This is a genomic window from Arthrobacter pascens, assembly GCF_017052465.1.
GTDB classification, from domain to species: domain Bacteria; phylum Actinomycetota; class Actinomycetes; order Actinomycetales; family Micrococcaceae; genus Arthrobacter; species Arthrobacter pascens.
This window is the reverse complement of record NZ_JAFHKT010000148.1, coordinates 257,960-283,538: the sequence shown is the minus strand read 5'-3', so window position 1 is coordinate 283,538 and position 25,579 is coordinate 257,960. Positions and strand designations below refer to the sequence as shown.

At 66.4% G+C, this 25,579-nt stretch carries 25 protein-coding genes; 8 read left to right on the top strand and 17 right to left on the bottom strand.

Annotation, left to right across the window (positions count from 1 at the left end):
- The first annotated feature begins 94 nt into the window (after positions 1–94).
- Complete coding sequence (locus JYA52_RS17415; protein WP_205654493.1) at positions 95–1,573, top strand: lipase maturation factor family protein; 1,479 nt, start codon at positions 95–97, stop codon at positions 1,571–1,573.
- 21 nt (positions 1,574–1,594) lie between these two features.
- Here JYA52_RS17415 and JYA52_RS17410 read toward each other — a convergent pair whose 3' ends face one another.
- From JYA52_RS17410 to JYA52_RS17380, 7 genes are read right to left on the bottom strand one after another with little or no spacing between them, the layout of a single operon-like run.
- Complete coding sequence (locus tag JYA52_RS17410) at positions 1,595–2,434, bottom strand: HpcH/HpaI aldolase/citrate lyase family protein (protein WP_205654492.1); 840 nt, start codon at positions 2,432–2,434, stop codon at positions 1,595–1,597.
- Positions 2,435–2,449: 15 nt separating this feature from the next.
- Positions 2,450–3,019, bottom strand: a complete 570-nt coding sequence (locus tag JYA52_RS17405) for a MaoC family dehydratase (RefSeq protein ID WP_205654491.1) — start codon at positions 3,017–3,019, stop codon at positions 2,450–2,452.
- The gene (locus JYA52_RS17400; RefSeq protein ID WP_205654490.1) at positions 3,016–3,768 is read right to left on the bottom strand and encodes a CoA transferase subunit B; all 753 of its coding nucleotides are present in this window, start codon (positions 3,766–3,768) and stop codon (positions 3,016–3,018) included. Before JYA52_RS17400 ends, JYA52_RS17405 begins: the two co-directional genes overlap by 4 nt.
- Before the next feature lie 2 nt (positions 3,769–3,770).
- Positions 3,771–4,592: a CoA transferase subunit A gene (locus JYA52_RS17395; RefSeq protein ID WP_205654545.1), complete on the bottom strand. Its 822-nt coding sequence runs from the start codon at positions 4,590–4,592 to the stop codon at positions 3,771–3,773.
- A 44-nt stretch (positions 4,593–4,636) separates the two neighbouring features.
- On the bottom strand, positions 4,637–5,812 hold the full coding sequence (locus tag JYA52_RS17390; protein ID WP_205654489.1) for an acyl-CoA dehydrogenase family protein: 1,176 nt from the start codon (positions 5,810–5,812) through the stop codon (positions 4,637–4,639).
- Between the two features lie 2 nt (positions 5,813–5,814).
- The gene (locus JYA52_RS17385; protein WP_205654488.1) at positions 5,815–8,004 is read right to left on the bottom strand and encodes an acetyl/propionyl/methylcrotonyl-CoA carboxylase subunit alpha; all 2,190 of its coding nucleotides are present in this window, start codon (positions 8,002–8,004) and stop codon (positions 5,815–5,817) included.
- A 37-nt stretch (positions 8,005–8,041) separates the two neighbouring features.
- Positions 8,042–9,649 carry a carboxyl transferase domain-containing protein gene (locus tag JYA52_RS17380; protein WP_205654487.1) on the bottom strand — a complete coding sequence of 536 codons (1,608 nt, stop codon included), beginning with the start codon at positions 9,647–9,649 and terminating at the stop codon, positions 8,042–8,044.
- A 209-nt stretch (positions 9,650–9,858) separates the two neighbouring features.
- On the opposite strand from JYA52_RS17380, the gene JYA52_RS17375 reads away from it, so the two are divergent.
- The gene (locus JYA52_RS17375; protein ID WP_205654544.1) at positions 9,859–10,476 is read left to right on the top strand and encodes an SACE_7040 family transcriptional regulator; all 618 of its coding nucleotides are present in this window, start codon (positions 9,859–9,861) and stop codon (positions 10,474–10,476) included.
- 153 nt (positions 10,477–10,629) lie between these two features.
- Here JYA52_RS17375 and JYA52_RS17370 read toward each other — a convergent pair whose 3' ends face one another.
- From JYA52_RS17370 to pdhA, 3 genes are read right to left on the bottom strand one after another with little or no spacing between them, the layout of a single operon-like run.
- Positions 10,630–12,054, bottom strand: coding sequence for a dihydrolipoamide acetyltransferase family protein (locus tag JYA52_RS17370; protein WP_205654486.1), 1,425 nt, complete (start codon positions 12,052–12,054; stop codon positions 10,630–10,632).
- An 8-nt stretch (positions 12,055–12,062) separates the two neighbouring features.
- Positions 12,063–13,073 carry an alpha-ketoacid dehydrogenase subunit beta gene (locus tag JYA52_RS17365; protein ID WP_205654485.1) on the bottom strand — a complete coding sequence of 337 codons (1,011 nt, stop codon included), beginning with the start codon at positions 13,071–13,073 and terminating at the stop codon, positions 12,063–12,065.
- A complete protein-coding gene (gene pdhA / locus JYA52_RS17360) occupies positions 13,073–14,248 on the bottom strand; it encodes a pyruvate dehydrogenase (acetyl-transferring) E1 component subunit alpha (RefSeq protein WP_205654484.1) in 1,176 nt (391 codons plus the stop codon). Before pdhA ends, JYA52_RS17365 begins: the two co-directional genes overlap by 1 nt.
- A gap of 195 nt (positions 14,249–14,443) precedes the next feature.
- Between pdhA and JYA52_RS17355 the strand changes: the two genes are divergently transcribed.
- Entirely contained in the window at positions 14,444–14,917 is a 474-nt protein-coding gene (locus JYA52_RS17355) for an Lrp/AsnC family transcriptional regulator (RefSeq protein ID WP_205654483.1), read from the top strand.
- A gap of 11 nt (positions 14,918–14,928) precedes the next feature.
- Positions 14,929–15,426, top strand: coding sequence for a hypothetical protein (locus JYA52_RS17350; RefSeq protein ID WP_307869419.1), 498 nt, complete (start codon positions 14,929–14,931; stop codon positions 15,424–15,426).
- Between the two features lie 120 nt (positions 15,427–15,546).
- Here JYA52_RS17350 and JYA52_RS17345 read toward each other — a convergent pair whose 3' ends face one another.
- Together JYA52_RS17345 and JYA52_RS17340 are read right to left on the bottom strand one after the other, a co-directional pair.
- Entirely contained in the window at positions 15,547–17,163 is a 1,617-nt protein-coding gene (locus JYA52_RS17345; protein WP_205654482.1) for a monocarboxylic acid transporter, read from the bottom strand.
- Positions 17,160–17,555, bottom strand: a complete 396-nt coding sequence (locus JYA52_RS17340) for a DUF485 domain-containing protein (RefSeq protein ID WP_205654481.1) — start codon at positions 17,553–17,555, stop codon at positions 17,160–17,162. The genes JYA52_RS17345 and JYA52_RS17340 overlap by 4 nt, the downstream gene beginning before the upstream one ends.
- Before the next feature lie 180 nt (positions 17,556–17,735).
- Here JYA52_RS17340 and JYA52_RS17335 point away from each other — a divergent pair, with 180 nt between their 5' ends.
- The 4 genes from JYA52_RS17335 to JYA52_RS17320 are packed head-to-tail and all read left to right on the top strand — an operon-like array spanning position 17,736 to position 21,521.
- Positions 17,736–18,926: a sensor histidine kinase gene (locus tag JYA52_RS17335; RefSeq protein WP_205654480.1), complete on the top strand. Its 1,191-nt coding sequence runs from the start codon at positions 17,736–17,738 to the stop codon at positions 18,924–18,926.
- A 45-nt stretch (positions 18,927–18,971) separates the two neighbouring features.
- Positions 18,972–19,691, top strand: coding sequence for a LytR/AlgR family response regulator transcription factor (locus JYA52_RS17330; RefSeq protein ID WP_205654479.1), 720 nt, complete (start codon positions 18,972–18,974; stop codon positions 19,689–19,691).
- On the top strand, positions 19,688–20,035 hold the full coding sequence (locus JYA52_RS17325; RefSeq protein ID WP_205654478.1) for a DUF485 domain-containing protein: 348 nt from the start codon (positions 19,688–19,690) through the stop codon (positions 20,033–20,035). The genes JYA52_RS17330 and JYA52_RS17325 overlap by 4 nt, the downstream gene beginning before the upstream one ends.
- Before the next feature lie 7 nt (positions 20,036–20,042).
- Positions 20,043–21,521 carry a sodium/solute symporter gene (locus JYA52_RS17320; RefSeq protein WP_205654477.1) on the top strand — a complete coding sequence of 493 codons (1,479 nt, stop codon included), beginning with the start codon at positions 20,043–20,045 and terminating at the stop codon, positions 21,519–21,521.
- Positions 21,522–21,567: 46 nt separating this feature from the next.
- Here JYA52_RS17320 and JYA52_RS17315 read toward each other — a convergent pair whose 3' ends face one another.
- From JYA52_RS17315 to tsf, 5 genes are all read right to left on the bottom strand, one after another.
- On the bottom strand, positions 21,568–22,146 hold the full coding sequence (locus JYA52_RS17315) for a DivIVA domain-containing protein (RefSeq protein ID WP_372433907.1): 579 nt from the start codon (positions 22,144–22,146) through the stop codon (positions 21,568–21,570).
- A gap of 68 nt (positions 22,147–22,214) precedes the next feature.
- Positions 22,215–23,147: a phosphatidate cytidylyltransferase gene (locus JYA52_RS17310; RefSeq protein ID WP_205654475.1), complete on the bottom strand. Its 933-nt coding sequence runs from the start codon at positions 23,145–23,147 to the stop codon at positions 22,215–22,217.
- The gene (gene frr / locus JYA52_RS17305; RefSeq protein ID WP_205654474.1) at positions 23,147–23,704 is read right to left on the bottom strand and encodes a ribosome recycling factor; all 558 of its coding nucleotides are present in this window, start codon (positions 23,702–23,704) and stop codon (positions 23,147–23,149) included. Before frr ends, JYA52_RS17310 begins: the two co-directional genes overlap by 1 nt.
- A 98-nt stretch (positions 23,705–23,802) precedes the next feature.
- Positions 23,803–24,540 (bottom strand): UMP kinase, encoded by a 738-nt coding sequence (pyrH, locus tag JYA52_RS17300; protein ID WP_205654473.1) that lies wholly within the window; start codon positions 24,538–24,540, stop codon positions 23,803–23,805.
- 126 nt (positions 24,541–24,666) lie between these two features.
- Positions 24,667–25,503 carry a translation elongation factor Ts gene (gene tsf, locus JYA52_RS17295; protein ID WP_205654472.1) on the bottom strand — a complete coding sequence of 279 codons (837 nt, stop codon included), beginning with the start codon at positions 25,501–25,503 and terminating at the stop codon, positions 24,667–24,669.
- Positions 25,504–25,579 lie beyond the last annotated feature (76 nt).

Here is a 25,579-nt window from a genome sequence, read left to right as displayed (position 1 = left end):
GGAACTGTAGATCAACGACCTAACACGTGTCAAGCGTCACAAACTAAGCCGTGCTGCACCTTGACGCGTTGGTTGCCGTGAGTAACGTGGAAGCGTGGACTGGGTCGCGTGGCTTGACTGGTTTAACGCGCCGGACTACGAATTCGCCCGGCAAGTGCTGCAGCGTGGCGTCGCGGCGCTGTACTTCGTCGCGTTCCTTTCCTCCCTGAACCAGTTTCCGGCCCTGCTCGGCGAGCGCGGCCTCCTGCCCGTTCCGGACTACCTGGAGGCGTTCAGCAGGCTCAGGCGGCCCACGCTGTTCCGCTGGCGCTATTCAGACCGGCTGCTGCGGGCGGTCTGCGGGACGGGGCTGGCCATCTCCGCGGTCCTGGTTGCCGGCCTTCCGCAGCTCGGTCCCCCGTGGCTGCCCCTCATAGCCTTCCTGGCACTGTGGCTGCTGTACATGTCGATCGTGAACGTGGGGCAGACGTTCTACGGTTTCGGCTGGGAAATGCTGCTCCTCGAAGCCGGCTTTACCGTGGCGTTTCTTGGCTCGGACCAGACCGATCCGCCCCGGACCATCCTGATCCTCGTGGCCTGGCTGGTGTTCCGCCTGGAATTCGGCGCGGGCATGATCAAGATCCGCGGCGGCCGGGAGTGGCGGGACCTCACGGCGCTGTACTACCACCACGAGACGCAGCCCATGCCTGGCCCGCTCAGCCGCCAGGCGCACCTGCTGCCCAAGCCGTTCCACCGGATCGAGGTGCTGGGCAACCACTTCGCCCAGCTCGTGGTGCCGTTCTTCCTTTTCGCCCCGCAGCCCATAGCCAGCATCGCTGCCGGGATCATCATCTTCACCCAGCTCTGGCTGGTGGCCAGCGGCAACTTCGCGTGGCTGAACTGGATCGCCATCGTGCTGGCCTTCGCCGCGGTCAGCGATCCCGTGGCGCATGCCGTGCTGCCGGTCCTGCCGCTGGACTGGCACACGGCGGGCGGTGCAGGCTTGCAGACGCCGCTGTGGTGGCTGGTCATCACGCTGGCTGCGACGGCGCTGCTGGCGGCGCTCAGCTACTGGCCCATCCGCAACCTGTTTTCACACCACCAGCTGATGAACGCCAGCTTCAACCGCTGGCAGCTCGTGAACACCTACGGCGCGTTCGGCACGGTCACGAAGCAGCGGATCGAGGTTGCCGTGGAGGGAACACTGGATCAGGATCCGGACGATGCGGCGGACTGGAGGGAGTACGGGTTCAAGGGCAAACCGGGGGACGTCCGACGGCTGCCGCGGCAATTCGCCCCCTACCATCTGCGGCTCGACTGGCTTATGTGGTTCCTGCCGCTCCGGACTGTCCATGACGAGTGGTTCTACGCGTTCCTGGCAAAGCTCCTGGAAGCCGACCGGGCGGTGCTGCGCCTGTTGCGCCAGGACCCGTTCGACGGCGAGCGCCCCCGCTGGGTTCGCGCGCGCACCTACCTCTACCGTTTCTCCAGCCGGGCAGAATACCGCGAGACCGGCCAGCGCTGGATCCGCACCCCGCTGTACGAGGCCATCCCGCCGCTCTCGCTGCGGCACGCGCCGGGGCGGCGGCAATAGTTCCTGCGGCAGTCATTCAAGCTAGGTGCTGGCGCCTGCCCGCCTGATGGTGGACTCCGCGTGCTTGAGGATGGGCCCGTCGATCATCTTGCCGTCGTACTGGAACACGCCGCTGCCCGAGGCGTGCGCCGCGTCCAGAAGCTGCCGGGCAGCTGCCACGTCCGCCTCGGTCGGGGCGTAGGCGCCGCGCACCACGGCCACCTGGCTGGGGTGGATGCACGCCTTCGAGCTGAATCCGGACGCCACGGCGTCGCGGGCCTCGGCACCGAGCCCCTCAAGATCGGGGATGTTGACGTAGACGGCGTCGACGGCTTCCTTGCCGAAGGCTCCTGCTGCCAGCAGCACGGACGACCGGGCGTGCAGCGCAACGGCGCGGTAGCCGCCGTCGTCCTTCCGGCTGGAGGTGCCGCCGAGGGACGCGAGGAGGTCCTCGGCCCCCCACATCAGCGCCACGACATTGGGGGCAGCGGCGATGGCCGGAGCGTTCAAGATCCCGGCTGCCGTTTCACAGAGGGCAATCACATGGAATCCCTCCAGCGCCCGCAGCTGCCCGGCGTTTTCCGTCTTGGCCAGCATCACCGTGCGGTACGGCGTATGCGTCAGGCAATGCAGGTCCTTTTCAAAGTCCTCGGTGCCGGCAGGGTTGATCCGGATGATGGTCCGGCTGGGATCGAGCTCCGGCCCCTCACCCGTGCTGCCGAGCTGCGCGAGAATAGCGCCCCTGGCCCGCTGCTTGTCCGGGGCCGCCACGGCGTCCTCCAGGTCAATGATGACGGCGTCCGAACGCTCTGCTGCCTTTTGAAAGCGTTCGGGGCGGTCGGCGGGGCAGAAGAGCAGGGCGGGACCCATCACGAAAGTCATACTGTCATTGTCCGATTATTTTTCCGTCTGCGCTTCCCCGTTCCGCTGTGCCTCCAGATGTGCCTCCCGCATCCACATCAGGCAGCTGCGGGTCGCCAGGGCAACCACCGCGCCGTCCTGGTTGCGTCCGGTATGCCGCATGGTGACGATCCCCTGGCCGGGGCGGGAACCCGAGAGCCTCTTTCCGGTGACGACAGTCTCGGTGTACAGCGTGTCCCCGTGGTACAGCGGGCCGGGGAAGGACACATCGGTCAGTCCCAGCTGCGCGATGATGGTGCCCTGGGTCAGCTGCGGGACGGACTGCCCGACGACGGTTGCCAGGGTGAACATCGAGTTCACCAGCCGCTGCCCGAACGGCTGCCCGGCGCTCCACGCTGCGTCCAGGTGCAGGCCCTGTGTGTTCATGGTCATCGTGGTGAACAGGACGTTGTCGGTTTCCGTGACCGTCCGGCCGGGGCGGTGGGCGTACACGACGCCCTCCTCGAGTTCCTCGAAGTACAGGCCCCGCTGCTCTATCACGCGCTGGCTGCCAGTGGTTGAGCCGGCCGAAACCCCGTCAGCGCCTTGTTCAGGATTCCCCGTCATACGGTCAGTTCCTGGTCTTCCTCGAAGAGCTCGGCACCGGTGGCCGCGGCCACATCCTCGACGGATACGTTCGGTGCCAGTTCGCGCAACACCAGCCGGGACACACCGCCGTCGGCGACCACATCAATCACCGCGAGGTCGGTGATGATGCGGTCCACGCAGGCCTTCCCCGTAAGAGGCAGCGTGCACTGCTCCACAATCTTGGGCCTGCCGTTCCGGTCCACGTGTTCCATCATCACGATGACCTTCTTGGCTCCGAAGACCAGGTCCATGGCGCCGCCCATGCCCTTGACCATCTTGCCCGGGATCATCCAGTTGGCCAGGTCCCCGTTGGCGGCCACCTCCATGGCGCCGAGCACGGCAACATCGACGTGGCCGCCGCGGATCATGCCGAAGGACAGGGAGGAGTCGAAGAAGGCCGCCCCCTTGTTGACGGTGACGGTTTCCTTGCCCGCGTTGATGAGGTCAGGATCGACCTCGTCCTCGCCGGGGTAGGGCCCGACGCCCAGGATGCCGTTTTCCGAGTGCAAGACGACTTCCACGCCGGCAGGGATGTAGTTGGGAATCAGGGTGGGCATGCCGATGCCCAGGTTGACGTACTGCCCGTTGCTGAGCTCGTGCGCCACCCTGGCCGCGAGCTCATTGCGGGTCCAGCCCTTGCCTTCGGGATGGGACGTCGCCGCACGCCGGTATTCGGGACGGACGCCTTCGGGGCGGGGAGGTGCCCCCGGCGAACTGATCGACTCCATGGCTACGCTCCTGCCTGATCGGTGATACCCGTCGTGGATGGTGCAGAGTTGGATGGTGACGGGGTGGATGGTGCAGACAGTGCCACCGTCCTTTTTTCGATGCGTTTCTCGCCCTGCGGCGCCACCACGACACGTTGCACGAAGATTCCGGGAAGGTGGACGTGCTCGGGGTCCAGCTCCCCCGGTTCCACCAGCTCTTCCACCTCGGCGATGGTGATCCGTCCGGCCATGGCGCAGAGCGGGTTGAAGTTCATGGCAGTGGCGTGGAAGACCAGGTTTCCGTGGCGGTCACCCTTCCAGGCGTGAACCAAGCCGAAGTCGGGAGCGAGGGATTCCTCAAGGACGTAGTCCACCCCGTTGAAGCTGCGCACCTCCTTGGGAGCGGAGGCGACCGCAATGCCGCCGTCGGCGTCGTACTTCTGCGGCAGGCCGCCGTCGGAAACCTGGGTGCCGACGCCCGCTTTCGTGTAGAAGGCGGGGATGCCTGCGCCGCCGGCACGCAGCTTTTCGGCGAGCGTTCCCTGCGGAGTGAGCACCACCTCGAGTTCACCGGCAAGGTACTGGCGGGCGAACTCTTTGTTTTCCCCGACATAGGAACTGACAGTCCGTCGGATGCGCCCGTCGCGGAGCAGGATTCCGAGGCCCCAGTCGTCCACGCCGCAGTTGTTGCTCACCGTTTCCAGTTCCCTGGTTCCGCGGCGGTGGAGCGCGTCGATCAGCGCCACCGGGATCCCGCAAAGACCAAAACCCCCGACAGCCAGCGAGGCGCCGTCGGAAATATCGGCGACCGCATCGTCGGCGCTGGCAACAACCTTGTCAATCATCATTGATCCTTTCAGGGTCCAGACAGACTCGGCCACCGGGCCGTTTAGAGCCCGAGTTCCCGGGCGATCAGCATCAGCTGAACCTCCGTGGTGCCCTCCCCGACTTCAAGGATCTTGGAGTCGCGGTAGTGGCGTGCCACGGTGAACTCGTTGATGAAGCCATAGCCGCCGAATACCTGGGTGGCATCCCTCGCATTGTCCATGGCCGCCTCGCCTGCGACCATCTTAGCTATGGCCGCCTGGGTCTTGAACGGCTTCCCGGCAAGCATCCGGGCGGCGGCGTCGTAGTACGCCAGGCGGGCCGTGTGGGCGCGTGCCTGCATGCGGGCGATCTTGAAGGCGATGGCCTGGTACTTGCCGATGTTGTTCCCGAAAGCGCTGCGGTCCTTGGCATAGCGGACGGAGAGATCCACGCAGCCCTGCGCGGCGCCGGTGGCCAGGGCCGCGATGGCGATGCGTCCCTCATCGAGGATGGACAGGAAGTTCGCGTAGCCGCGGCCCTGCACGCCGAGGAGGTTGGCCTCGGGGACGCGGACATCCTTGAGGGTCAGGGGATGCGTGTCCGAGGCGTTCCAGCCGACCTTGTTGTAGGCCTTCTGCGCCGTGAAGCCGGGCGTGTCGGTGGGCACCAGGATCGTGGAGATTTCCTTCTTGACGCTCCCGTCCTTGCGCTCCTGCTGGCCGGTCACTGCGGTCACGGTCACCAGCCGGGAGATGTCGGTGCCCGAGTTGGTGATGAATTCCTTGTTGCCGTTGATGACCCAGTTTTTTTCGTCTGCGCCGCCTTCCAGCCTGGCCGTGGTCTTCGTGCCGCCGGCGTCCGAGCCGGCCTCCGGCTCGGTCAGGCCGAACGCGGCGAGCGCCTTGCCCGAGGCGAGCAGCGGCAGCCACTCCTCCTTTTGCGCCTCGGTCCCGAAACGGTGGATCGGCATGGCGCCGAGGGACACTCCGGCTTCCAGAGTGATGGCCACGGACTGGTCAACGCGGCCCAGTTGTTCCAGCGCGAGGGCCAGGGCGAAGTAGTCCCCGCCCATGCCGCCGTACTCCTCGGGGAACGGCAGGCCGAACAGGCCCATGTCCGCCATCTGCGAGACAACCTCATACGGAAAGCTGTGTTCCTCATCGTGCTTGGCCGAGACCGGCGCAACCACCTCGTCGGCAAACTCGCGCACGGTGTTGCTGAGGTCCTGGTATTCCTCGCTGAGCTCAAAATCGGCCATAGCTAGGCTCCCTTACGTTCATTGGCTGGTTCTTGGGTGGCTGGTTCTTGGGTGGGTGGTTCGTCGCCGTGGGAGGCCGGTTCGGCGTGGATGGTGGCCAGCACCTGCTCTGCCTTCACCAGGTCTCCGATCTTCACCGTGATGTGAACTGTGCCGGGCACCTCCGCGACGAGCTGGTGCTCCATCTTCATGGCCTCCACGGAGAGGAGCACCTGTCCGGCCGCCACGGCGTCGCCGTTGTCCACGGACACCGAGACGACGGTCCCCGGCATGGGTGAACGGACTTCGGGGTCGGCCGCACCGGCTTCCCTCTCGATGGCGGCCAGCACACGCTCGAGGCGGGCCTCCCTGCTGAGTACGTCCAGCCCGCAGCCCCAGCCTCCGCTCCCCACGTAGACGGCCTGCGGGCGGCCGTCCCCGGGGTGGCCCTCCCAGTGGCACCCGAGGGCGAAGATGCGCTGCTGCCCGTCGATGTCGAGGTGAATGGACTCGCCGGTAAGCCCCAGGACGCGGACCTCGTGTTCGGGCCCGTCGTTGACGCGGACCAGGACGTGGCCGGGGTCATGGTCACTGTCACCAAGCCAGATGACCGCGGCGGTGGCAATGGCCCCGCCCGGGAGGCCGAAACTCATCCTCCGGGCCGCCGCACGGCCCAGCCGCCAGCCGCGGACACTGTCCCAGGGGGAAGCTACGCCCGCCGTGCCCTTGTCCCGGACCCAGAACTGCATGGCGGCGGCTATGAGCTCGGGGTCGCCCGCGGTCCGGAACGAGAGGCCCGGCATCTTGCGGTCGATCAGCGTGGTATCCAGATGGCCGGCCCGGACGTCGTCGTCGTTGATCAGGAGCCTCAGGTACTCCACGTTGGTTCCCACCCCGAGAACGGTGTACCGGGCCAGCGCCGCGTCCAGCCGGTCGAGCGCCGACTGGCGGTCCTGGCCCCAGGCGATGACCTTGGACAGCATGGGGTCGTAGTCGCTGGTGATGTCCAGCCCCTGCAGCAGCGAGGAGTCGATGCGGATGTTCCCGTCCGCCGGAGCCTGGCGGGCCCCGGCATCCGGCATCGCCCCAAAGACAGTGCCGCGTTCATCGAGCAGTACCACTTCGCCTGAGGACGGGAGGAAGTTCCGCTCCGGAATTTCGGCGTACACGCGCGCCTCCACGGCATGGCCGTTCAGCACGACGTCGTCCTGCGCCACGGTGAGCACCTCACCGGCGGCGATGCGCACCTGCCACTCCACGAGATCCACTCCGGTGACCATTTCCGTGACGGGGTGCTCCACCTGGAGGCGGGTGTTCATCTCCATGAAGAAGAACTCGTCCGGGGCGTTGTCCGAGACGAGGAACTCGACCGTTCCGGCCCCGGTGTAGTGCACGCTGCGGGCCGCCTGGCACGCCGCTTCACCGATGCGCGCACGCGTGGCGCCCCCGTCCTTCAGGGATTCCAGCAGCGGCGACGGTGCTTCCTCAATCACCTTCTGGTGCCGGCGCTGCAGGGAGCATTCGCGCTCGCCGAGATGGATGACGTTGCCATGGGTGTCAGCCAGGACCTGGACCTCGATGTGCCGGGGAGCCGCGACCAGGCGTTCCAGGAACAGTGTGTCGTCGCCAAACGCACCGGCTGCCACGCGCCGGGCCGTGGCCAGGGTGGCGGAGAGGTCTTCCGGGCGCTCCACGATGTGCATGCCCTTGCCCCCGCCGCCGGCGGACGGCTTGATGAGCAGCGGAAAGCCGACACCCGCCGCAGCCTCGGCCAGCTGCCCGTCCGTCAGGCCGGGTTCGGCGATGCCGGGAACAACCGGGACGCCGTAGCCCGCAACATGGTTCTTGGAACGGATCTTGTCCCCCATGACATCCAGGGACTCGACGCCCGGACCGATGAAGGCGATGCCGGCCGAGGCCAGCGCGCGGGCGAACTCGACGTTCTCGCTCAGGAATCCGTAGCCGGGGTGCACCGCCTGGGCGCCGCTGTCCTTGCAGGCCCGGATGATCGCCTCAATGTTGAGGTAACTCTCCGCCGCGGCTGCCGGCCCGATCCGCACGGCAGCGTCCGCTTCGCGCACGTGCCGGGCACCGGCGTCGGCATCGCTGTAGACGGCGACCGAGCGGATACCCAAGGCCCGCAGCGTCCGGATCACGCGGCAGGCGATCTCTCCGCGGTTGGCCACCAGGACGGTGTGGAACAGATTGGTCATTGCTTTGCTGGTAACTGCTGGACTGGTCACTGCAGGCTCACATCCGGAAGAGGCCGAAGGAAGTCTCCGGCAACGGGGCGCGGGAGACGACGTCGAGCGCCAGTCCCAGCACGGTGCGGGTGTCCGCGGGGTCGATCACGCCGTCGTCCCAGATGCGGGCGGTGGAGTAGTAGGGGCTGCCTTGGTCCTCGTACTGCTGCCGGATGGGGGCCTTGAACGCTTCCTCGTCCTCGGCGGACCATTCCTGGCCGGCGGCCTCGTACTGGTCGCGCTTCACGGTGGCCAGCACGCTGGAGGCCTGGTTGCCGCCCATCACGGAGATGCGGCTCGCCGGCCACATCCACAGGAAACGCGGTGAGTAGGCGCGGCCGCACATGGAGTAGTTGCCGGCGCCAAAGGATCCGCCGATCACCACGGTCAGCTTGGGCACGCGCGCCGTGGCGACGGCGGTGACCATCTTGGCCCCGTTCTTGGCGATGCCGCCCTGTTCTGAGTCCTTGCCCACCATGAAGCCGGAGATGTTCTGCAGGAAGATCAGGGGAATACCGCGCTGGTCGCACAATTCGATGAAGTGCGCGCCCTTGAGCGAGGACTCGCTGAAGAGCACGCCGTTGTTGGCCACGATGCCCACGGAATGGCCGTGCAGCCTGGCGAATCCGGTCACGAGGGTGGTGCCGTAGTTCTTCTTGAACTCGTGGAACCTGCTGCCGTCGACGAGCCGGGCGATGACCTCACGGACGTCGTACTGCGCGTTGACGTCCGTGGGGACGGCACCGTAGAGCTCCCCCGGATCAACAACGGGCTCGACGGCGGTGCCCACATCCCAGGCGGGCGCGGCGGGCCGGGGCAGCGTGGCGACGACGTCCCGGACAATCTGCAGGGCATGCTCATCGTTTTCGGCGAGGTGGTCGGTGACGCCGGAGATTCTCGAGTGGACGTCGCCGCCGCCCAGTTCCTCGGCGGTGACGATCTCGCCGATGGCGGCCTTCACCAGCGGGGGCCCGCCCAGGAAGATGGTCCCCTGGTTCCTGACGATGACGGTTTCATCGCTCATGGCAGGCACATAGGCGCCTCCGGCGGTGCAGGAGCCCATGACGGACGCAATCTGCGGAATCTTGGCCGCTGACATCTTGGCCTGGTTGTAGAAGATCCGGCCGAAGTGCTCCTTGTCCGGGAACACCTCGTCCTGCTTGGGGAGGAAGGCTCCGCCGGAATCCACGAGGTAGATGCAGGGCAGCCGGTTTTCCAGCGCGATCTCCTGGGCCCGCAAGTGCTTCTTCACGGTCATCGGATAGTAGGTGCCGCCTTTGACCGTGGCGTCGTTGGAGATGACCAGGACCTGGCGGCCGTGGGCCAGCCCGATGCCCGCGATCACGCCGGCGCCCGGTGAATCGTCGTTGTACATGCCGTTGGCAGCGAGCGGCGCGATCTCCAGGAAGGGGCTGCCGTCGTCCAGGAGCTGGTCGATGCGTTCCCGTGGGAGCAGCTTGCCGCGGGCCACGTGGCGCTCACGGGACTTTGCCGGTCCTCCCAGGGCTGCCTCCGCGAGGCGCTTCCGCAGGTCGCCCGCGAGCGCCTGCTGCGCAAGGCTGTTGGCTTCAAAGGCCTCGCTGGTGGGATCCAGCCGGCTGGCGAGTGTCTCCATTGACCGCTTCCGTTCCCGGGCACGGCCCGGAGAACCGGGCCGGCCACTTTCGGTTAGTGCCGTGTAACTGAGATTTAGGTTAGTCTCTATTAACTGTGATGTCCAACACACCCGCGGCTTGTTAGAGTTTGCTGGTTCGAGGAGGAAATGTGCCGATCACAGAGCAGGACAGGCTTGCCGGGGACGACCCCGCCGCACCCCCCGAGGCCTTGGCCGGGGGCGCCCACGCCACCGGGGCGACACAGCGCAGCCGCGCCAAGGAAACGCGGCGGCAGGCGCTGCTGTCCGCCGCTGCATCCCTCTTTGCCGTCAACGGTTTCAACCGGGTGTCCCTGGAGGACCTGGGCGCCGCGGCAGGCGTCAGCGGACCCGCCGTGTACCGCCATTTCCCCGGCAAACAGGCCGTGCTGGGCGCCCTGCTGCTCAGCGTCAGCCAGGACCTGCTCGACGGCGGCCAGAGCGTGGTGGCGGCTGCGGGCGACCCGGCGTCAGCCCTGGCCCGGCTGGTGCAGTTCCACGTGGACTTTGCCCTGAGCAACCCGGACGTCATCCGCGTCCAGGACAGGGACTTCAGCAACCTCTCCGCGGACGACCAGGCGCAGGTCCGGGCACTCCAGCGCAGCTACGTGGAGCTCTGGGTTGATGTTCTTGCCGGCATCCACAGCGAAACGGACACGGCCGACCTCCGGATGCGGGCGCATGCGACCTTCGGCCTGATCAACTCCACGCCCCACTCCGTCCGGAACCATGGCCGCAGGATGGCCATCAAGTCGGCCCGCCCGCTGCTGGAGAACATGGCGCTGGCGGCCCTGACGGCACCGGCCTAGCCCCTCCCCCACGCCCAGCCCGCACCCCAACCCCCGCACAGACGGCCCCGGCCCGCTTAACCGTCGCTGGTCAACAGCGGTTATGAGGGCCGGGGCCGCTTTTGTGCAGGGTGGTCCGTGCAGGGTGGCCCGTGCGGGCTGTCCGGTGCCGGGTCAGGCCATCGCCAGCGCCATGCCGGGGTCCGCCAGGAGTGCGCCGAGATCCGCCAGGAACCTTGAGCCCTGCTCCCCATCCACCAGCCGGTGGTCGAAGGAGAGGCTGAGGGTCATGACCTGCCTGAGGGCGATCTGGTCCTGGTATTCCCACGGCATCTTCCGCACGGCACCCATGGCCAGGATGGCGGCCTCGCCCGGGTTGAGGATGGGCGTGCCGGCGTCGATGCCGAACACGCCGATATTGGTGATCGAGATGGTGCCGCCGGTGAGATCCGCCGGGCCCGTCTTCCCGGCCCGGGCGGTCTCGGTCAGCTCCGTCAGCGCAGCCGAGAGCTCGGCCAGTGTCAACCTGTCCGCTTCCTTGATGTTGGGCACCATGAGGCCGCGGGGTGTGGCCGCCGCGATCCCGAGGTTGACGTAGTTGAACTGCACGATCTCCTGGCTGTCCTCGTCCCACCTGGAGTTAAGCGTGGGGTTGTGCCGCAGGGCAAGCAGCGCGGCCTTGGCCACCAGCGTGAGCGGCGTGAGCTTGAGCCCGGCGAACGCCTTGCCTGACTTGAGCCGGGCCAGCAGTTCCATGGCCGGGGTGACGTCAACGGTGAGGAATTCCGTGACATGCGGAGCAGTGAACGCACTCGAGACCATGGCTGCCGCCGTGAGCTTGCGGACCCCCTTGATAGGCGTGCGCGTTTCGCGTTCGCCCTGCCCTGGCACGGCGCGCTGGGGTTGCCCCGCAGCAGCCACGGGCTCCTCGGACGCTGCAGGCAGGCCCTCGCCGCCCACGAAATTCCGTACATCGTCACGGGTAATGAGGCCGCCGGGGCCGGTGCCCCGGACATCCTCCAGCGCCACGCCAAGGTCCTTGGCGAGCTTCCGCACCGGCGGAGTGGAACGGGGGCGTTCGTCGGTTGTGGTTTCGACAGGCCGGGTTTCGACAGGCTCAACCACCGGGCGTCCGGTTTCGACAGGCCCGGTTTCGACAGGCTCAACCACCGGGCGTCCGGTTTCGACAGGCCCGGTTTCGACAGGCTCAACCACCGGTGGCGCTGCGGCGAAGTTGCGCTGCCGGCGCACGGGACGGCCGGTGCTTTCGACGACGGCGCCGTACCCCACGAGGTTCGGTTCCCTCTTGGCAGGGGGCGCCACGCTTTCGGCGGCGGCGGCAGGCTGCCCGCCGGCGTCGCCCTCCACCTCGAAGGAAACGATCGGTTTGCCGACCTCCACCACGGTGCCCGGCTGCTCGTGCAGGGCGGTGATCACGCCGGCGAACGGCGAGGGAAGTTCCACCACGGCCTTGGCGGTCTCCACTTCGGCGATGATTTGGTTCAGGCTTACGGTGTCTCCAACATTCACTTTCCAGCTGACGATTTCGGATTCGGTCAGGCCTTCGCCGAGATCGGGGAGCCGGAATTCCTTGATCATGGTGGCGGTCATCCTTCCAGCCCGCTCAGCGAGTTCGGCCGGCCGAGCGCCCGGTCCACGCCGTCGAGGATCCTGTCCAGGCTGGGGAGGTGGTGCATCTCCAGCTTGGAGTACGGGTAGGGCACGTCAAAACCTGTGATGCGGACGGGGGCCGCCTCCAGGTGGTAGAAGCAGCGCTCAGTGATGCTGGCCGCAACTTCCGCGCCGAGCCCGCCTGACTGCCCGGCCTCGTGTGTGATCACGAGCCGGCCGGTCTTGCGCACCGAGGCCTCCACCGTGGCAAAATCCACGGGGGCCAGAGACCGCAGGTCGATGACTTCAACCGACACACCTTCATCGGCGGCCGCGGTGGCTGCATCTCGGGCCGTCTTCACCAGCGGCCCGTAGGCAACGAGCGTGACGTCGCGGCCGTCCGTGACCACCCGCGCCTGGCCCATCGGCGGGGCGGAATTGGGATCGAGTGACTCGTCCACCTCGCCTTTGTCGTGGTACCTGCGCTTGGGCTCAAAGAAGATCACGGGGTCGTCACAGGAAATGGCCTGCTGGATCATCGTGTGCGCATCCTGCGGGCTGGCCGGGGTTATCACACGAAGACCTGCCGTATGGGCGAAGTAGGCCTCCGGCGACTCGGAGTGGTGCTCCGGAGATCCGATGCCGCCGCCAAACGGGATGCGGATGGTGATGGGCATCTTCACGGCGCCGCGGGTGCGGTAATGCATCTTCGCCAACTGCGAGACGATCTGGTCGAAGGCGGAGTAGACAAAACCGTCGAATTGGATTTCCACCACCGGCCGGTAACCGCGGTAGGCCAGCCCCACCGCCGTCCCGACAATCCCGGATTCGGCGAGCGGTGTATCAATGACGCGGTGCTTGCCGAAGTCCTTCTGCAGCCCGTCCGTCACACGGAAAACACCGCCCAGGGTGCCAATGTCCTCGCCCATGAGGACCACTTTGGGATCGTTCTCGAGGGATTTGCGAAGGCCGGAGTTTATGGCCCGCGCAAAGGTCAGCTGCGTCATCAGCGTGCACCTTCTTCAGTAATGGCCCCTGCGGGATCGCCGAAGCTGGCCAGGTAACGGGAGTAGTGGTCCTGCTGGCGGTCCAGCCAGGAGTTGGGAGTGCTGTACACATGCTTAAAGACGTCCAGGGGTTCGGGGTCCGGCATGCCGACGCAGCCGGCACGCAGCTCCCTGGCGACTGAGTCCGCTTTAGTCCGCACGGAAGATTCGAACTCTTCGGTGAACAGGCCCTTCCGGTCAAGCAGCGCATGGACCCGGCCGATCGGATCCTTTGCCGCCCAGTCCTCGAGTTCGTTGGCGTCACGGTACCGGGTGGGGTCATCCGCCGTCGTATGTGGGCCCATCCTGTACGTGACGGCCTCGATGAAGGTGGGGCCGCCGCCGCGGCGGGCCCGGTCAAGTGCCACGCGCGTGGCAGCCATGACCGCCAGCACATCGTTGCCGTCAACGCGCATGCTGGGCATGCCGAAGCCGGTACCTCGTTCCGCGAGGTGGGTGTGGGACTGGAGGCGCACGGGTTCGGAAATGGCCCAGTGGTTGTTCTGGCAGAAAAACACCAGCGGCACCTGGTAACTGGCCGCGAAGACCATGGCCTCGTTGACATCGCCCTTGCTTGTGGCACCGTCGCCGAAGTACACAATTGCCGCGGAATCGGCACCGTCGTTTTGGATTCCCATGGCGTAGCCCGTGGCGTGCAGCGTCTGCGCGCCGATGACGATCTGCGGAATCGCCATGTTGACGGTGTACGGGTCCCAGCCACCGGAGGCATTCCCGCGCCAGACGCGCAGGATGTCCGTCAGGTCCACCCCGCGGCAGTAGGCCACGCCGTTTTCACGGTAACTGGGAAAAATAAAGTCATCATCGCGCAGCGAGCGCACGGATCCCACCTGCGAGGCCTCCTGGCCCAGCAGCGGAGGCCAGAGGCCCAGTTCGCCCTGGCGCTGCAGTGCAGTTGCCTCTTGGTCGATCCGCCGGACCACCACCAGGTCCTCGTAGAGCGAGCACAGTTGCTCGTCTGATACGTCCCTGACCCAGGGGTCATATTCCGGATGGCTGACGCGCTCCCCCGCGGGGGTGATCAGCTGAACCAGGTTGTGGCCTGCGCCGCCCTGGTGCCCTGTCTTGTTGTCCCGGCCGGCGGTTGTTCCGCCCTGGCCCGCATCGTCTGTCACCACTGTTGCCGCAACCTTCTGACGTCGTGTCACCGTGCCGCGAAAGGACTCGTGATCCTTCCGCTTCCGGCCTTCCGGGCGCCGTTGCTCCGGATAATTGTGACCATACTCACAATGCTCAGGGGGTACAACCACTGCCTAAAAAAGTGAGCAGAATGCACCATTTCAAGGCCCTGGACCGTGCTAGTCTTGCGCATTATGCAAGCTTTGGATGGCACCGACACCCGCCTGCTTTCGGCCTTGGCGCGGGACCCCCGCCGGACGGTCGTTGCCTTGGCCCAGAAGCTGGGCCTGTCCCGGAACACGGTCCAGGCCCGGATGGCCCAGCTCGAAAAGAAGCATGTCTTCCTGTCCTTTGAGCGCCGCATCAATCCGGTCTCCCTGGGCTATCCGCTGATGGCCTTCATCTCGGTCCACGTCCAGCAGCAGAAGCTCGGCAGCCTGGCCGAACAGTTGGCAAGTATTCCTGAGATCCTCGAAGGCTACGGGCTCACGGGCTCTGCCGACCTGCTGCTGCGCGTGGTGGCCCTTGACGCCGAAGACCTGTTCCGGATCAACGGAAAAATCCTTGCCTGCGACGGGGTGGAACGAACGGACACCGCACTGGCCATGGGAGAGCTGATTCCGTTCCGGATCCAACCGCTCCTGGACCGCGGTTCGGCAGAAGAATGAAAGGCCCGCCAGTGAGTAACACCCAGGACCCGTACCAGCGGCGGCATCGGAGGCTGCAGCCTCCCATCCAGCCGCCGGCACAGAGCCGCAAAGGACTCTGGATAGTGCTGGGCATCGTGGGAGGCGTCCTGCTCCTGGTGGCCGTGGGTGTCGCGCTCCTGCTGAACCTGGTGGGCGGGGCAACCCGCCAGGCCTCGGATTTGGCTGACAATTTCACCAAGCTCGTCATCTCCGGTGAAACAGGCAAGGCATACGACGACTTCCTGGACCCGGCGCTGAAACAGCAACTGTCGCGCGAGACCTTCGAATCAGGCGTCCAGAGCCTGAATCTCGATCCGTCCTGCACCACAGCATTCGACGACCTCAAGGTCAGCGGCGAGAACGGCTCCAACATCGCAGACGTTGTCGGCGTCATCCAGTGCGACGGCAAAGACGTGGAGCTCGTTTACCGATTTTCCGGAACGGACGATCTGAAGATGGTCACCATCCGGCTCAAACCAAAGGGCTGAACAGGCATGGACAGCGGAAGCCCCCGTGCACTTCACGGTGAAGTGCACGGGGGCTTCTGCTATCCCCGCCTCTTGGTGCGGGGGTCAGTCAGTGCAGGGGTCGGTCGGGGCAGAAGTCGGTCAGTGGTCGACGGCCTTCTCCGCGCCCACGCCGGTCAGCGAGCGGACTTCCATTTCGGCCTGCTTGGCGGGGTCTTCCGTCTTCTTGTCCAGGACCGTACCCAGCCAGCCGAGGAGGAAGGCCAGCGGGATGGACACAATGCCTGGGTTGCTGAGCGGGAAGACGGCAAAGTTGGAGCCCGGAATCATGGACGTCGCGGCTCCGGAAACCACCGGGGAGAAAGCGATCAGGAGGATGGCCGAGCCCAGGCCCCCATACATGCTCCAGATGGCGCCCTGGGTGGTGAACCTGCGCCAGAACAGCGAGTAGATGATCGTCGGCAGGTTGGCGGAGGCGGCCACGGCGAACGCGAGCGCCACCAGGAAGGCCACGTTCTGCCCGTTGGCGAAGATGCCGCCCACAATCGCCAGGACTCCGATGACCACCACCGTGCGCCGGGCCACCTTGACCTCGGTGTCGGCGTCGGCCTTTCCCTTGGCGATGACGCTGGCGTAGATATCGTGCGCGAAGGACGCTGCTGCAGTGATGGTGAGTCCGGCCACCACGGCGAGGATCGTGGCGAAGGCCACCGCGGAGATGAAGCCCAGCAGCAGCGGGCCGCCGAGGTGGAAGGCCAGCAGCGGAGCCGCAGAGTTGACACCGCCGGGGGCTGCCTTGATGGTGGCCGCGCCCACGAGGGCAGCAGCGCCGTAGCCGAGGACCAGGGTGAAGAGGTAGAACAGGCCGATCAGCCAGATGGACCAGACCACGGATTTCCGGGCTTCCTTGGCGGTGGGCACCGTGTAGAACCGCATGAGCACGTGCGGCAGGGCCGCGGTGCCGAGCACCAGGGCCAGGCCGAGTGACATGAAGTCCAGCTTGGATGTTTCGGTCTTGCCGTACTGCAGGCCGGGGTTGAGCACGGCAGGATTGTTGGCGGTGTCCACGGCCGCGCCCAGCAGGCTGGACAGATTGAAGCCGTAGATGGCCAGGACCCAGAGCGTCATCACGGCTGCTCCGGCGATGAGCAGGATGGCCTTGATGATCTGCACCCAGGTGGTGCCCTTCATGCCGCCGATCAGGACGTACATGATCATGAGTGCGCCCACCACGATGATCACGAGGGCCTGGCCTCCCCAGTCGCTGATGCCAAGCAGCAGCGAGATGAGGCTGCCGGCGCCGGCCATCTGGGCCAGCAGGTAGAAGAAGCAGACAGCCAGCGTGGAGATGGCGGCGGCGATGCGGACGGGACGCTGCTTAAGGCGGAAGGAAAGGACGTCGGCCATGGTGAACTTGCCGGTGTTGCGCAGCAGTTCGGCCACGAGCAGGAGTGCCACAAGCCACGCGACGAGGAACCCGATGGAGTACATGAAGCCGTCGTAGCCGTTGATGGCAATGGCTCCGGTGATCCCCAGGAAGGAGGCGGCGGACAGGTAGTCCCCCGCGATGGCGGTGCCGTTCTGCGATCCGGTGAACGACCGGCCGGCGGCGTAGTAGTCAGCCGCCGTCTTGTTGTTCCGGCTCGCCCGCAGGACGATCACCATGGTGACCGCGACGAACAGGCCGAAGATGCCCATGTTGAGGAGGGTTGTCTCCTTGAGCGCGGCAACGTCAACCGCTGTGGGAATGCTGATCATTTGGCTGCTCCGCCCGCTGCGCCGCCGGACACTCCCGTGGCCGCTTTGTCGAATTCGTGCCCTTCAATGCCGTGACGGATCTCCGCGGCGACGGGGTCCAGCTTCCTGTTGCAGTAGCTGACGTACCAGCCGGTGATCGCAAACGTCGTGACGAACTGGAGCAGCCCCATGATCAGCCCGATGTTGATGTTGCCCCACACTTTGGTGGACATGAAGCCCACCGCGTAGTCGGCCAGCAGGACGTACGCGAAGTACCACAGCAGGAACGCAGCCGCCATGGGAAACACAAAGCTGCGGTGGCGCTTGCGCAGCTCCTGGAATTGCGCGGTGGCTTGGACTTCCTCGAAGTCCGCGGACGCCGCTACGTCCGGAGTTCGGGCATCATTACCCATGATTCCTCCTCGTTGAGACTGTCTTCCACACCGGCCTTGACGCTTCCAGAGCGGATGCTTCCACGGCAGTGTGACTCCCATCACTGTGCTCCGCTCCGGGGCAGGGTTCCAGTATTTGCGGGCCCCCGGTCGCCTAGCGGTCGCGATGCTGCGACAAACGGCACGCGCTACGCTGGCAGCATGCCCGACTCCCCTCTCTACGCCGCGGCCGCAGTTGCGGTGATCGCCTTGGCGATTGCCGTCGTCGTGGGCGTTGGGCTCAAGGTGCTCCGCTCCTTCCGTGAGCTGGGCACCGACGCCGAGCGCGCCACCTACAACACCCTGCACGCGGCGTCGAAAGCCGGCCAGCACTTGCGGACGGGACTGAACCCCGCAGGCGCCGCGAAGGCCAGCCGGCAGCTGCGGGGGCTGCTGGGATGCGACGCCCTGGCCATCACCGACGTCTCCGGGGTGCTGGCATGGGACGGCGCGGCCGAGGAGCTCAAACCCCAGTTGATGCCGCTGGCCGCCGATGTCCTCGCCGGCGGGCGGACACAGGTGATCACTGCCGGGGATTTTCCGGCGCTGGCCGCCGGGCGCGTCAGTTCCGCCGTCATCGCACCGATCCGCGCCGGGTCCCGGGTGGTGGGGGTGGTTGCGGCGTTTGCGCCGTCGGCCGGTGCGGGCCTGGTGCGCGCCACCAGCGAGGTGGCCGACTGGGTCGCGGCCCAGGTGGAGCTGGCCGAACTTGATGCGTCGCGGACGCTGCTGATGGAGGCGGAGGTGCGGGCCCTGCGTGCCCAGATCAGCCCGCATTTCATTTACAACTCCCTTAACGCGATCGCCTCCTTCATCAATACTGACCCTGCCCGGGCGCGTGAACTCGTCGTGGAATTTGCCGACTTCACGCGCTACTCGTTCCGCCGGCACGGCGACTTCACCACCCTCGCCGAGGAACTGCGGTGCATCGACCGGTACCTCCTGCTGGAGCGCGCCCGCTTCGGCGAACGGGTCCAGGTCAGCCTGCGGATCGCCCCCGAGGTGCTGGGCACGGTCATTCCGTTCCTGAGCCTCCAGCCACTCGTCGAGAATGCCGTCCGGCATGGCCTGGAAGCGAAGGAGGGACCCGGGCACATCACCATCGCTGCCAATGATTCCGGCGCGTTCGCGGAAGTCACCATCGAGGACGACGGCGTGGGGATGGATCCGGTGCAACTCCAGTCCATGCTCGCCGGACACACGGACGGGGAACACGTTGGCCTGCGGAACGTGGATGCGCGCCTGCGCCAGGTCTATGGCGACGATCATGGCCTGGTGATTGAGACGGCGCCCGGGGAGGGCACGCTGATCACCATGCGGGTCCCGAAGTCCCAGCCCGGCCATGACGCCTGAAGCGCCCGTGCCCGGCCGGCATGGACCTGCAGTTAACCTTGAACCATGATTAACGTCCTCGTCGCCGACGACGAGCTGCCCGCCATTGAAGAACTCGCCTTCCTGCTGGGCAAGGATGACCGCATCGGCACCATCCTCCGCGCCTCGTCGGGCGCCGAAGCGTTGCGTGCGCTGGAAACCCAGGCAGTGGATGCCGTCTTCCTCGACATCCACATGCCGGCTGTCTCCGGGCTGGAGGTCGCAGCGGCGATTTCCCGCAGCAGCCGCCCGCCCGCCGTCGTCTTTGTCACGGCAGATGAGGACTGCGCCCTCGAGGCGTTCGACCTGGCCGCGGTGGACTACCTCCTGAAACCCGTCCGCGCCGAGCGCCTGGCCCGCTCCGTGGGCCGGATCAGCGAGCTGATCCGCGACGGCGGCGCCGCACCGGAGATGATCACCGTGGACCAGGGCGGCACAACGAAAATGATCAGGCGCGACGACGTCACGTACGTCCAGGCACAGGGCGACTATGCGAGGCTCCACACGGCCGACGCCAGCTACCTCATCCGCGTTCCGCTGGCGGACCTGGAGCAGCAGTGGGCAGACGCCGGATTCATCCGCACGCACCGTTCCTATCTCATCTCCCTGTCCCACGTCTCGCACCTGAAACTGGCCGCCGTGCGTCCCAGCGTCACGGTGGAAGCGGCCGAGCTGCCGATCAGCCGCCGCCACCTGCCGTCCGTGCGGGAGAAACTCGAAGCCACCCGGATCAGGCCGCAGGCATGACACGGGTCAGGGTGACCGCCCCGCGCTCCGCGGCAAGGCCTGCCGTGGAGTCCCGGGAAGCGGCAGAGGAATCAGCCGTCGGCCAGGTCTTCGTCCGGTCCCTGATCCGCTCCCAGCTGCGGCTGGCCCTCGTGGTCGCGGGCGGCTTCCTGCTGGTCCTGGGGGCGTTTCCGCTCCTGGCCGCCATCCCGGGGCTCGCGGAGTCGCGGATTGCCGGCATCCCCCTCGACTGGCTGCTGCTCGGCACCGGCATCTACCCCGTGACGGGGATCAGTGCCTGGCTGTACATCCGAAGTGCCGCGCGGAACGAGGCCCGCTACCGCGACCTCGCCGAGGACAGGTGAGGTGCCGGTGAACCCGGCTGTCGGCATCGCGGCCTTTGCGGCTGTATCGGTCGCCACTGCGGTCATAGGCTTCTATGGACTAAGGATTTCCCGGACCACCGGCGACTTCTATGTCGCTTCGCGCACGGTCCCGCCATGGTGGAATGCGTCGGCGATCGGCGGCGAGTACCTGTCTGCGGCGAGCTTCCTGGGCGTGGCCGGGCTCATCCTGCTGTCCGGTACCGATGCCCTGTGGTTCCCCGTGGGCTACACCGCGGGATACCTGATGCTCCTGCTGTTCGTGGCCGCGCCGCTCCGCCGCTCGGGGGCCTACACCATCCCGGATTTCACCGAGTCCCGGCTGGATTCCCGCGCCGCGCGGCGGGTGACGAGCCTTGCGGTGGTCATTGTCGGGTGGTTGTACATCGTCCCCCAGCTCCACGGCGCTGCCCTCACGATCCGGACCACAACGGGCCTGCCCTCATGGGTGGGGTCCACCGCCGTCGTGGTGGTGGTGTGCCTCACCGTCGTGGCGGGCGGGATGCGCTCCATCACGTTCGTGCAGGCCTTCCAGTACTGGCTCAAGCTCACCGCGCTGGCGGTGCCGCTCGTTTTCATCGTCCTTGTACTGGCGGAAAACAATTCCCCCGCCGTGGCCGCAGCGTCTGCGAACCCCACCGGCCTGGCACCCGCCGGCCCCTACCAAAACATATCGCTGCTGGTCGCCCTGCTGTTCGGAACGCTCGGACTGCCGCACGTGCTGGTCCGCTTCTACACGAACCCGGATGGGCAGTCAGCCCGGAGGACCACGCTGATCGTGCTGGGCCTGCTGTCCGTCTTCTACCTCTTCCCCACTGCGTACGGCCTCGCCGGGCGGATGTTCGCGCCGGGACTCGCCCAGGCCGGGCAGGCCGACGCCCTCGTCCTGCTGCTGCCCGGACGGCTCATCGGCGGACCGGGCGGCGAACTGCTCTCCGCCCTCGTGGTGGCCGGCGCCTTTGCCGCGTTCCTGTCCACCACCTCGGGACTCGTGGTGTCGCTCGCCGGCGTGATCAGCCAGGATGTGCTGGGAGGCAGCGTCCGCGGCTTCCGGCTCGCTGCGCTCATTTCCGCGGCGGTCCCGCTGGGCCTGGCGTTCATGACAGACTCGCTGGCCCTGGCCGGCAGCGTCGGCCTGGTCTTCGCCTTTACGGCCTCCACCATCTGTCCGGTGCTGCTGCTGGGGATCTGGTGGCGGGGACTGACCGACGCCGGCGCGATAGCGGGCATGGTGACCGGCGGCCTGCTGTGCGGCGGGGCGATGGTTGCGGGCACCGCGCTCGGTGCCGGCACGCCCGTGTGGCTCGCGCAGCCGGCCGCATGGACCGTGCCTGCCGCCTTCGCCGTCATGGTCCTGGCGTCGCGCGCCACGAAGTCACGGGTCCCCCGCACCACCACGAGGGTGATGACCAGGCTTCATACGCCCGAACGACCGCTGGCCACGGGCATTGACGTGACGCGGCGCTGAGCCCGCCTGGTGCTGACCTAACGCGCTGCGGAGCCGCCGGGCTGCGTCAGTCGATGGCGGCCATCAGCTCGACCACGCGGTCCAGGAAAGCATCCACCTGGGTTTCCTCGTAACCGTCCTGGCCCACCGCTGGACGGAACACGGCACGGCGGACGTTATCCACGCTCAGCGGCTTATCCTCTTCGAGGTAGCCGATCAGATCCGCGCACAGCCTGTCCACGTCCCTGGTGTTGTAGCTGCGGGTCTTCTTCTTGGCCGGGCGCCGGAAGCGCTCGCCGTCGGGCCGGTGCAGGCGGCCACGGAGGGTGGCCGAAAGCTGCCCGATCTGCCGCAACCAGGCCTCCTCGCCCTGCTCGGCGATGAGTTCGTCCCGCTCACGGCGTGCGAAGGCATCTTCGAGTCGGTCCAGCGCCGCGTCCACGGTAGTGGCGGAATAGCCGCCCTTGACCGGGTCGAAGGAGACGGCGCGGACGTCGAGGCTTTTGATGGGGCGGGCTGCGGCGGCGGGCGTCTCCAGGGAGACGCGCGCCCTCTGCAGGAACTCATCCACCTGCCTGGCGTTGTAGCCGTATTCGCTGCGGGGCACGCGCTCGAAAGCGGCGGGAATCTGCCGTTTGCTGTCCACTCTCACTCTGTATCCTTCAATGCTTTTCAGCTGGGTTGTAACCGCAACATTCTACGGTCGGGCAGTTGTCAGGCCCCGGAAACGAAGACGAAGAGCAGGTAGGCCACCGGGGATGCGAACACGATCGAGTCCAGCCGGTCCATGACCCCGCCGTGCCCCGGAAGGATGCTGCTCATGTCCTTGATGCCGAGTTCGCGCTTGACCATGGATTCCGCGAGGTCGCCGGCGGTGGCGGACGCCACCATCCCCACGGCAAGAACCACACCCACCCACCACGGCTTTCCCAGAACGAAGGTGCAGGCCAGGATGCCGATGAGCATCGCTCCCGCTATTGACCCGGCAAATCCCTCCCACGACTTCTTCGGGCTGATCTTGGGCGCCATGGGGTGCTTGCCCAGGGAGGCCCCCACGATGTATCCAAAGGTGTCGTTGGAAACCACGAGCAGCAGCAGGATGGCCACCTGCCAGGCGCCCTCCGGCACAGTCCCTCCCGGCCAGAGGCCCACGGGCGTCACACCGCCGGCGACATGGAGCGGCAGGGCGGCGAAACTTATCAGGAAGGGCACCCACGCGAGGGTGAAGACACCCGCGAAGATGCTGCGCGCCGAGCCCGTGGCGCTTTCGATGGAACGCCACAGGAGCACGGCCACGCTGCTGGCCAACATCGCGAACAGCAGGCTTTCCAGGCCGCCGAAGTACGCCGCAAACGGCATGGCAACGGTGCCGACCATGACCGGAACAATGGGCAACCGTGTGCCGTTGGCCTCCAGGGCGCGGAAGATCTCCCACACACCGAACACGGCGAAGGTGGTGGTGACGGCGACGAAGCCCAGCGGCAGGAACAGCAGCCCGCCCAGAACCGCGAAGAGCATCGCAAGCCCGACGGCGGTGGCCGCGGGAAGGTTGCGCCCCGCTCCGGGGGTGGGATTAGGCCTCGGCTGCCGCGGCTTGCGGGTCTGGGATCGGGCCCGCGCTCCGGGGGCCTGCTGTGCCTGACCCATCAGACTTCGAGCAGCTCTGCTTCCTTGCGCTTGAGCAGCTCATCAATGCCGTCGACGTGCTGCTTGGTGATGGCGTCGAGTTCCTTTTCACCGCGGCTGCCTTCATCCTCGCCGGCCTCGCCGTCCTTGACCAGGCGGTCCAGGGTTTCCTTGGCCTTGCGGCGGATGTTGCGGATGGAGACCTTGGCGTCCTCACCTTTGGACTTCACGATCTTCACGTATTCCTTGCGGCGCTCCTGGGTGAGCTCCGGAATGGTGATGCGGATGACGTTTCCGTCGTTTGACGGGTTGGCACCGACCTCTGAATCGCTGAGGGCACGTTCGATATCCCGCAGTGCCGTCTTGTCATACGGCGTGATGAGGATGGTGCGGGCGTCGGGGACCGCGAAGGAGGCCAGCTGCTGGAGCGGCGTCGGGGTGCCGTAGTACTCCACCATCACCTTGTTGTACAGGCCCGGAGTCGCCCGGCCGGTCCGGATCGAGGCGAAGTCTTCCTTGGCTACCTCAACCGCCTTGTCCATCTTGTCCCCGGCTTCGAGCAAGGTTTCTTCGATCACGATCTCTCCTCAGAAATTGGTTCCCGGCGAAGCGGGGCATTTCACAATCCGGGTTCCGCCCGATGGACGGAACCTTCCTAGAAATATCCTAGCTGTAACTAGGGGGTGACCAGCGTTCCCAGCTTCTCGCCGCGGATGGCCCGGGTGACGTTGCCTTCGCCTTCCATGCCGAACACCACCATGGAGAGGTTGTTGTCCTTGCACATGGTCATGGCGGTCTGGTCCATGACACGGATGTCGCGGCGGAGGGCGTCGTCGTAGCTGAGATTTTCGAGCTTCTCGGCGGCCGGGTCCTTCTTCGGGTCGGCGGTGTAAACGCCGTCAACGCCGCTCTTGGCCATCAGGACCACATCCGCATGGACTTCCAGGGCACGCTGGGCCGCCACCGTGTCCGTGGAGAAGTACGGCAGGCCGGCGCCTGCGCCGAAGATGACGACGCGGTTCTTCTCCATGTGGCGGATGGCCCGGCGGGGAATGTAGGCCTCGGCTACCTGCCCCATCGTGATGGCGCTCTGGACGCGGGTCTCAACGCCCGCCTGCTCCAGGAAGTCCTGCAGGGCAAGGCAGTTCATGACCGTTCCGAGCATGCCCATGTAGTCGGCGCGTGAGCGGTCCATGCCGCTCTGGGACAGTTCGGCTCCGCGGAAGAAGTTGCCTCCGCCCACCACAATGGCGACCTCGACCTCGGGCACGGCTGCGGCGATCTGCTTGGCGACTGCCCGGACGGTGTCCGGGTCAACGCCCAGCTTGCCGCCGCCGAAGACCTCACCGGACAGCTTCAGGAGGACCCGGCGCCTGCTCTTCTCTGACTGTACTGAGGTGTTGACGGCTTCCATGATGCCTTCCGGTTGGTGGGTTCTGAGCAAAGATTATCGTGCTGGGCGGCCAAAGCTCATATTCTTGCCTGGCCGGTGCATGCAAAAGGGGCGGCCACCGAAGTGACCACCCCCTTGCGTGTCTGACTAGGAACCGACGCGGAAACGCGTGAAGGCGGTTCCCTTGACGCCGGCCTCTTCGAGGACCTGAGCCACAGACTTCTTGGCATCCTTGGCGAAGGCCTGGTCAACCAGGACCTCTCCCTTGTAGAAGCCCGTAACACGGCCTTCCACGATCTTCGTCATGGCAGCCTCGGGCTTGCCCTCAGCCTTGGCGGTCTCCTCGGCGATGCGGCGCTCGGACTCGACGAGTTCAGCCGGAACGTCCTCGCGGGAGAGGTAGTTCGGGGCCATGGCGGCAATGTGGACTGCGACGTCGTGGGCGGCGGTGGCAGCAGCGTCGCCTTCGCCGTCAACGGCGAACAGGACGCCGACCTGGGCCGGGAGGTCCTTGGAGGTCTTGTGCAGGTAAGCGTCGACCGTGGCGCCCTCGATGCGGGAGATGCGGCGGACCACTACCTTCTCGCCAAGGACAGCGCCCTCTTCGATGACGACCTCGGACAGCGGCTTGCCGTCCACGTCGGTGGCGAGCAGGGTCTCGAGATCGGCGGCACCGGACTCGACGGCGACGGCCAGAACCTTGTCGGCGAGCTGGATGAACTTATCAGCCTTGGCGACGAAGTCGGTCTCGCAGTTGACCTCGATCATAACGCCGACGTTGCCATCGACCTTGGCGGCAACCAGGCCTTCGGCCGTGGAACGGCCTTCACGCTTGGTGGCGCCCTTCAGGCCCTTGATGCGAATGATCTCGATCGCCTTCTCGGCGTCGCCGTTGGCTTCGTCGAGAGCCTTCTTGACATCCATCATGCCGGCGCCGGTGCGCTCGCGCAGAGCCTTGATATCAGCGGCAGTGTAGTTCGCCATGTGAACCCCTCTGTCTAGAAAATTTATGTGGTGTACGGACCGACAGGACGGCAGCCCACATGGTGAGCCGCCATCC

Bases quoted from the DNA above. Each gene is read 5' to 3' on its own strand.
- JYA52_RS17380 (WP_205654487.1), bottom strand. From the start codon at position 9,649: ATGGAGACACTCGCCAGCCGGCTGGATCCCACCAGCGAGGCCTTTGAA.
- JYA52_RS17365 (WP_205654485.1), bottom strand. From the start codon at position 13,073: ATGACGCAGCTGACCTTTGCGCGGGCCATAAACTCCGGCCTTCGCAAA.
- tsf (WP_205654472.1), bottom strand. From the start codon at position 25,503: ATGGCGAACTACACTGCCGCTGATATCAAGGCTCTGCGCGAGCGCACC.
- JYA52_RS17325 (WP_205654478.1), top strand. From the start codon at position 19,688: ATGACACGGGTCAGGGTGACCGCCCCGCGCTCCGCGGCAAGGCCTGCC.
- JYA52_RS17310 (WP_205654475.1), bottom strand. From the start codon at position 23,147: ATGGGTCAGGCACAGCAGGCCCCCGGAGCGCGGGCCCGATCCCAGACC.
- JYA52_RS17395 (WP_205654545.1), bottom strand. From the start codon at position 4,592: ATGATTGACAAGGTTGTTGCCAGCGCCGACGATGCGGTCGCCGATATT.
- JYA52_RS17390 (WP_205654489.1), bottom strand. From the start codon at position 5,812: ATGGCCGATTTTGAGCTCAGCGAGGAATACCAGGACCTCAGCAACACC.
- JYA52_RS17405 (WP_205654491.1), bottom strand. From the start codon at position 3,019: ATGACGGGGAATCCTGAACAAGGCGCTGACGGGGTTTCGGCCGGCTCA.
- JYA52_RS17400 (WP_205654490.1), bottom strand. From the start codon at position 3,768: ATGGAGTCGATCAGTTCGCCGGGGGCACCTCCCCGCCCCGAAGGCGTC.
- JYA52_RS17385 (WP_205654488.1), bottom strand. From the start codon at position 8,004: ATGACCAATCTGTTCCACACCGTCCTGGTGGCCAACCGCGGAGAGATC.
- JYA52_RS17345 (WP_205654482.1), bottom strand. From the start codon at position 17,163: ATGATCAGCATTCCCACAGCGGTTGACGTTGCCGCGCTCAAGGAGACA.
- JYA52_RS17330 (WP_205654479.1), top strand. From the start codon at position 18,972: ATGATTAACGTCCTCGTCGCCGACGACGAGCTGCCCGCCATTGAAGAA.
- JYA52_RS17355 (WP_205654483.1), top strand. From the start codon at position 14,444: ATGCAAGCTTTGGATGGCACCGACACCCGCCTGCTTTCGGCCTTGGCG.
- JYA52_RS17340 (WP_205654481.1), bottom strand. From the start codon at position 17,555: ATGGGTAATGATGCCCGAACTCCGGACGTAGCGGCGTCCGCGGACTTC.
- JYA52_RS17335 (WP_205654480.1), top strand. From the start codon at position 17,736: ATGCCCGACTCCCCTCTCTACGCCGCGGCCGCAGTTGCGGTGATCGCC.
- pyrH (WP_205654473.1), bottom strand. From the start codon at position 24,540: ATGGAAGCCGTCAACACCTCAGTACAGTCAGAGAAGAGCAGGCGCCGG.
- JYA52_RS17410 (WP_205654492.1), bottom strand. From the start codon at position 2,434: ATGACTTTCGTGATGGGTCCCGCCCTGCTCTTCTGCCCCGCCGACCGC.
- JYA52_RS17370 (WP_205654486.1), bottom strand. From the start codon at position 12,054: ATGATCAAGGAATTCCGGCTCCCCGATCTCGGCGAAGGCCTGACCGAA.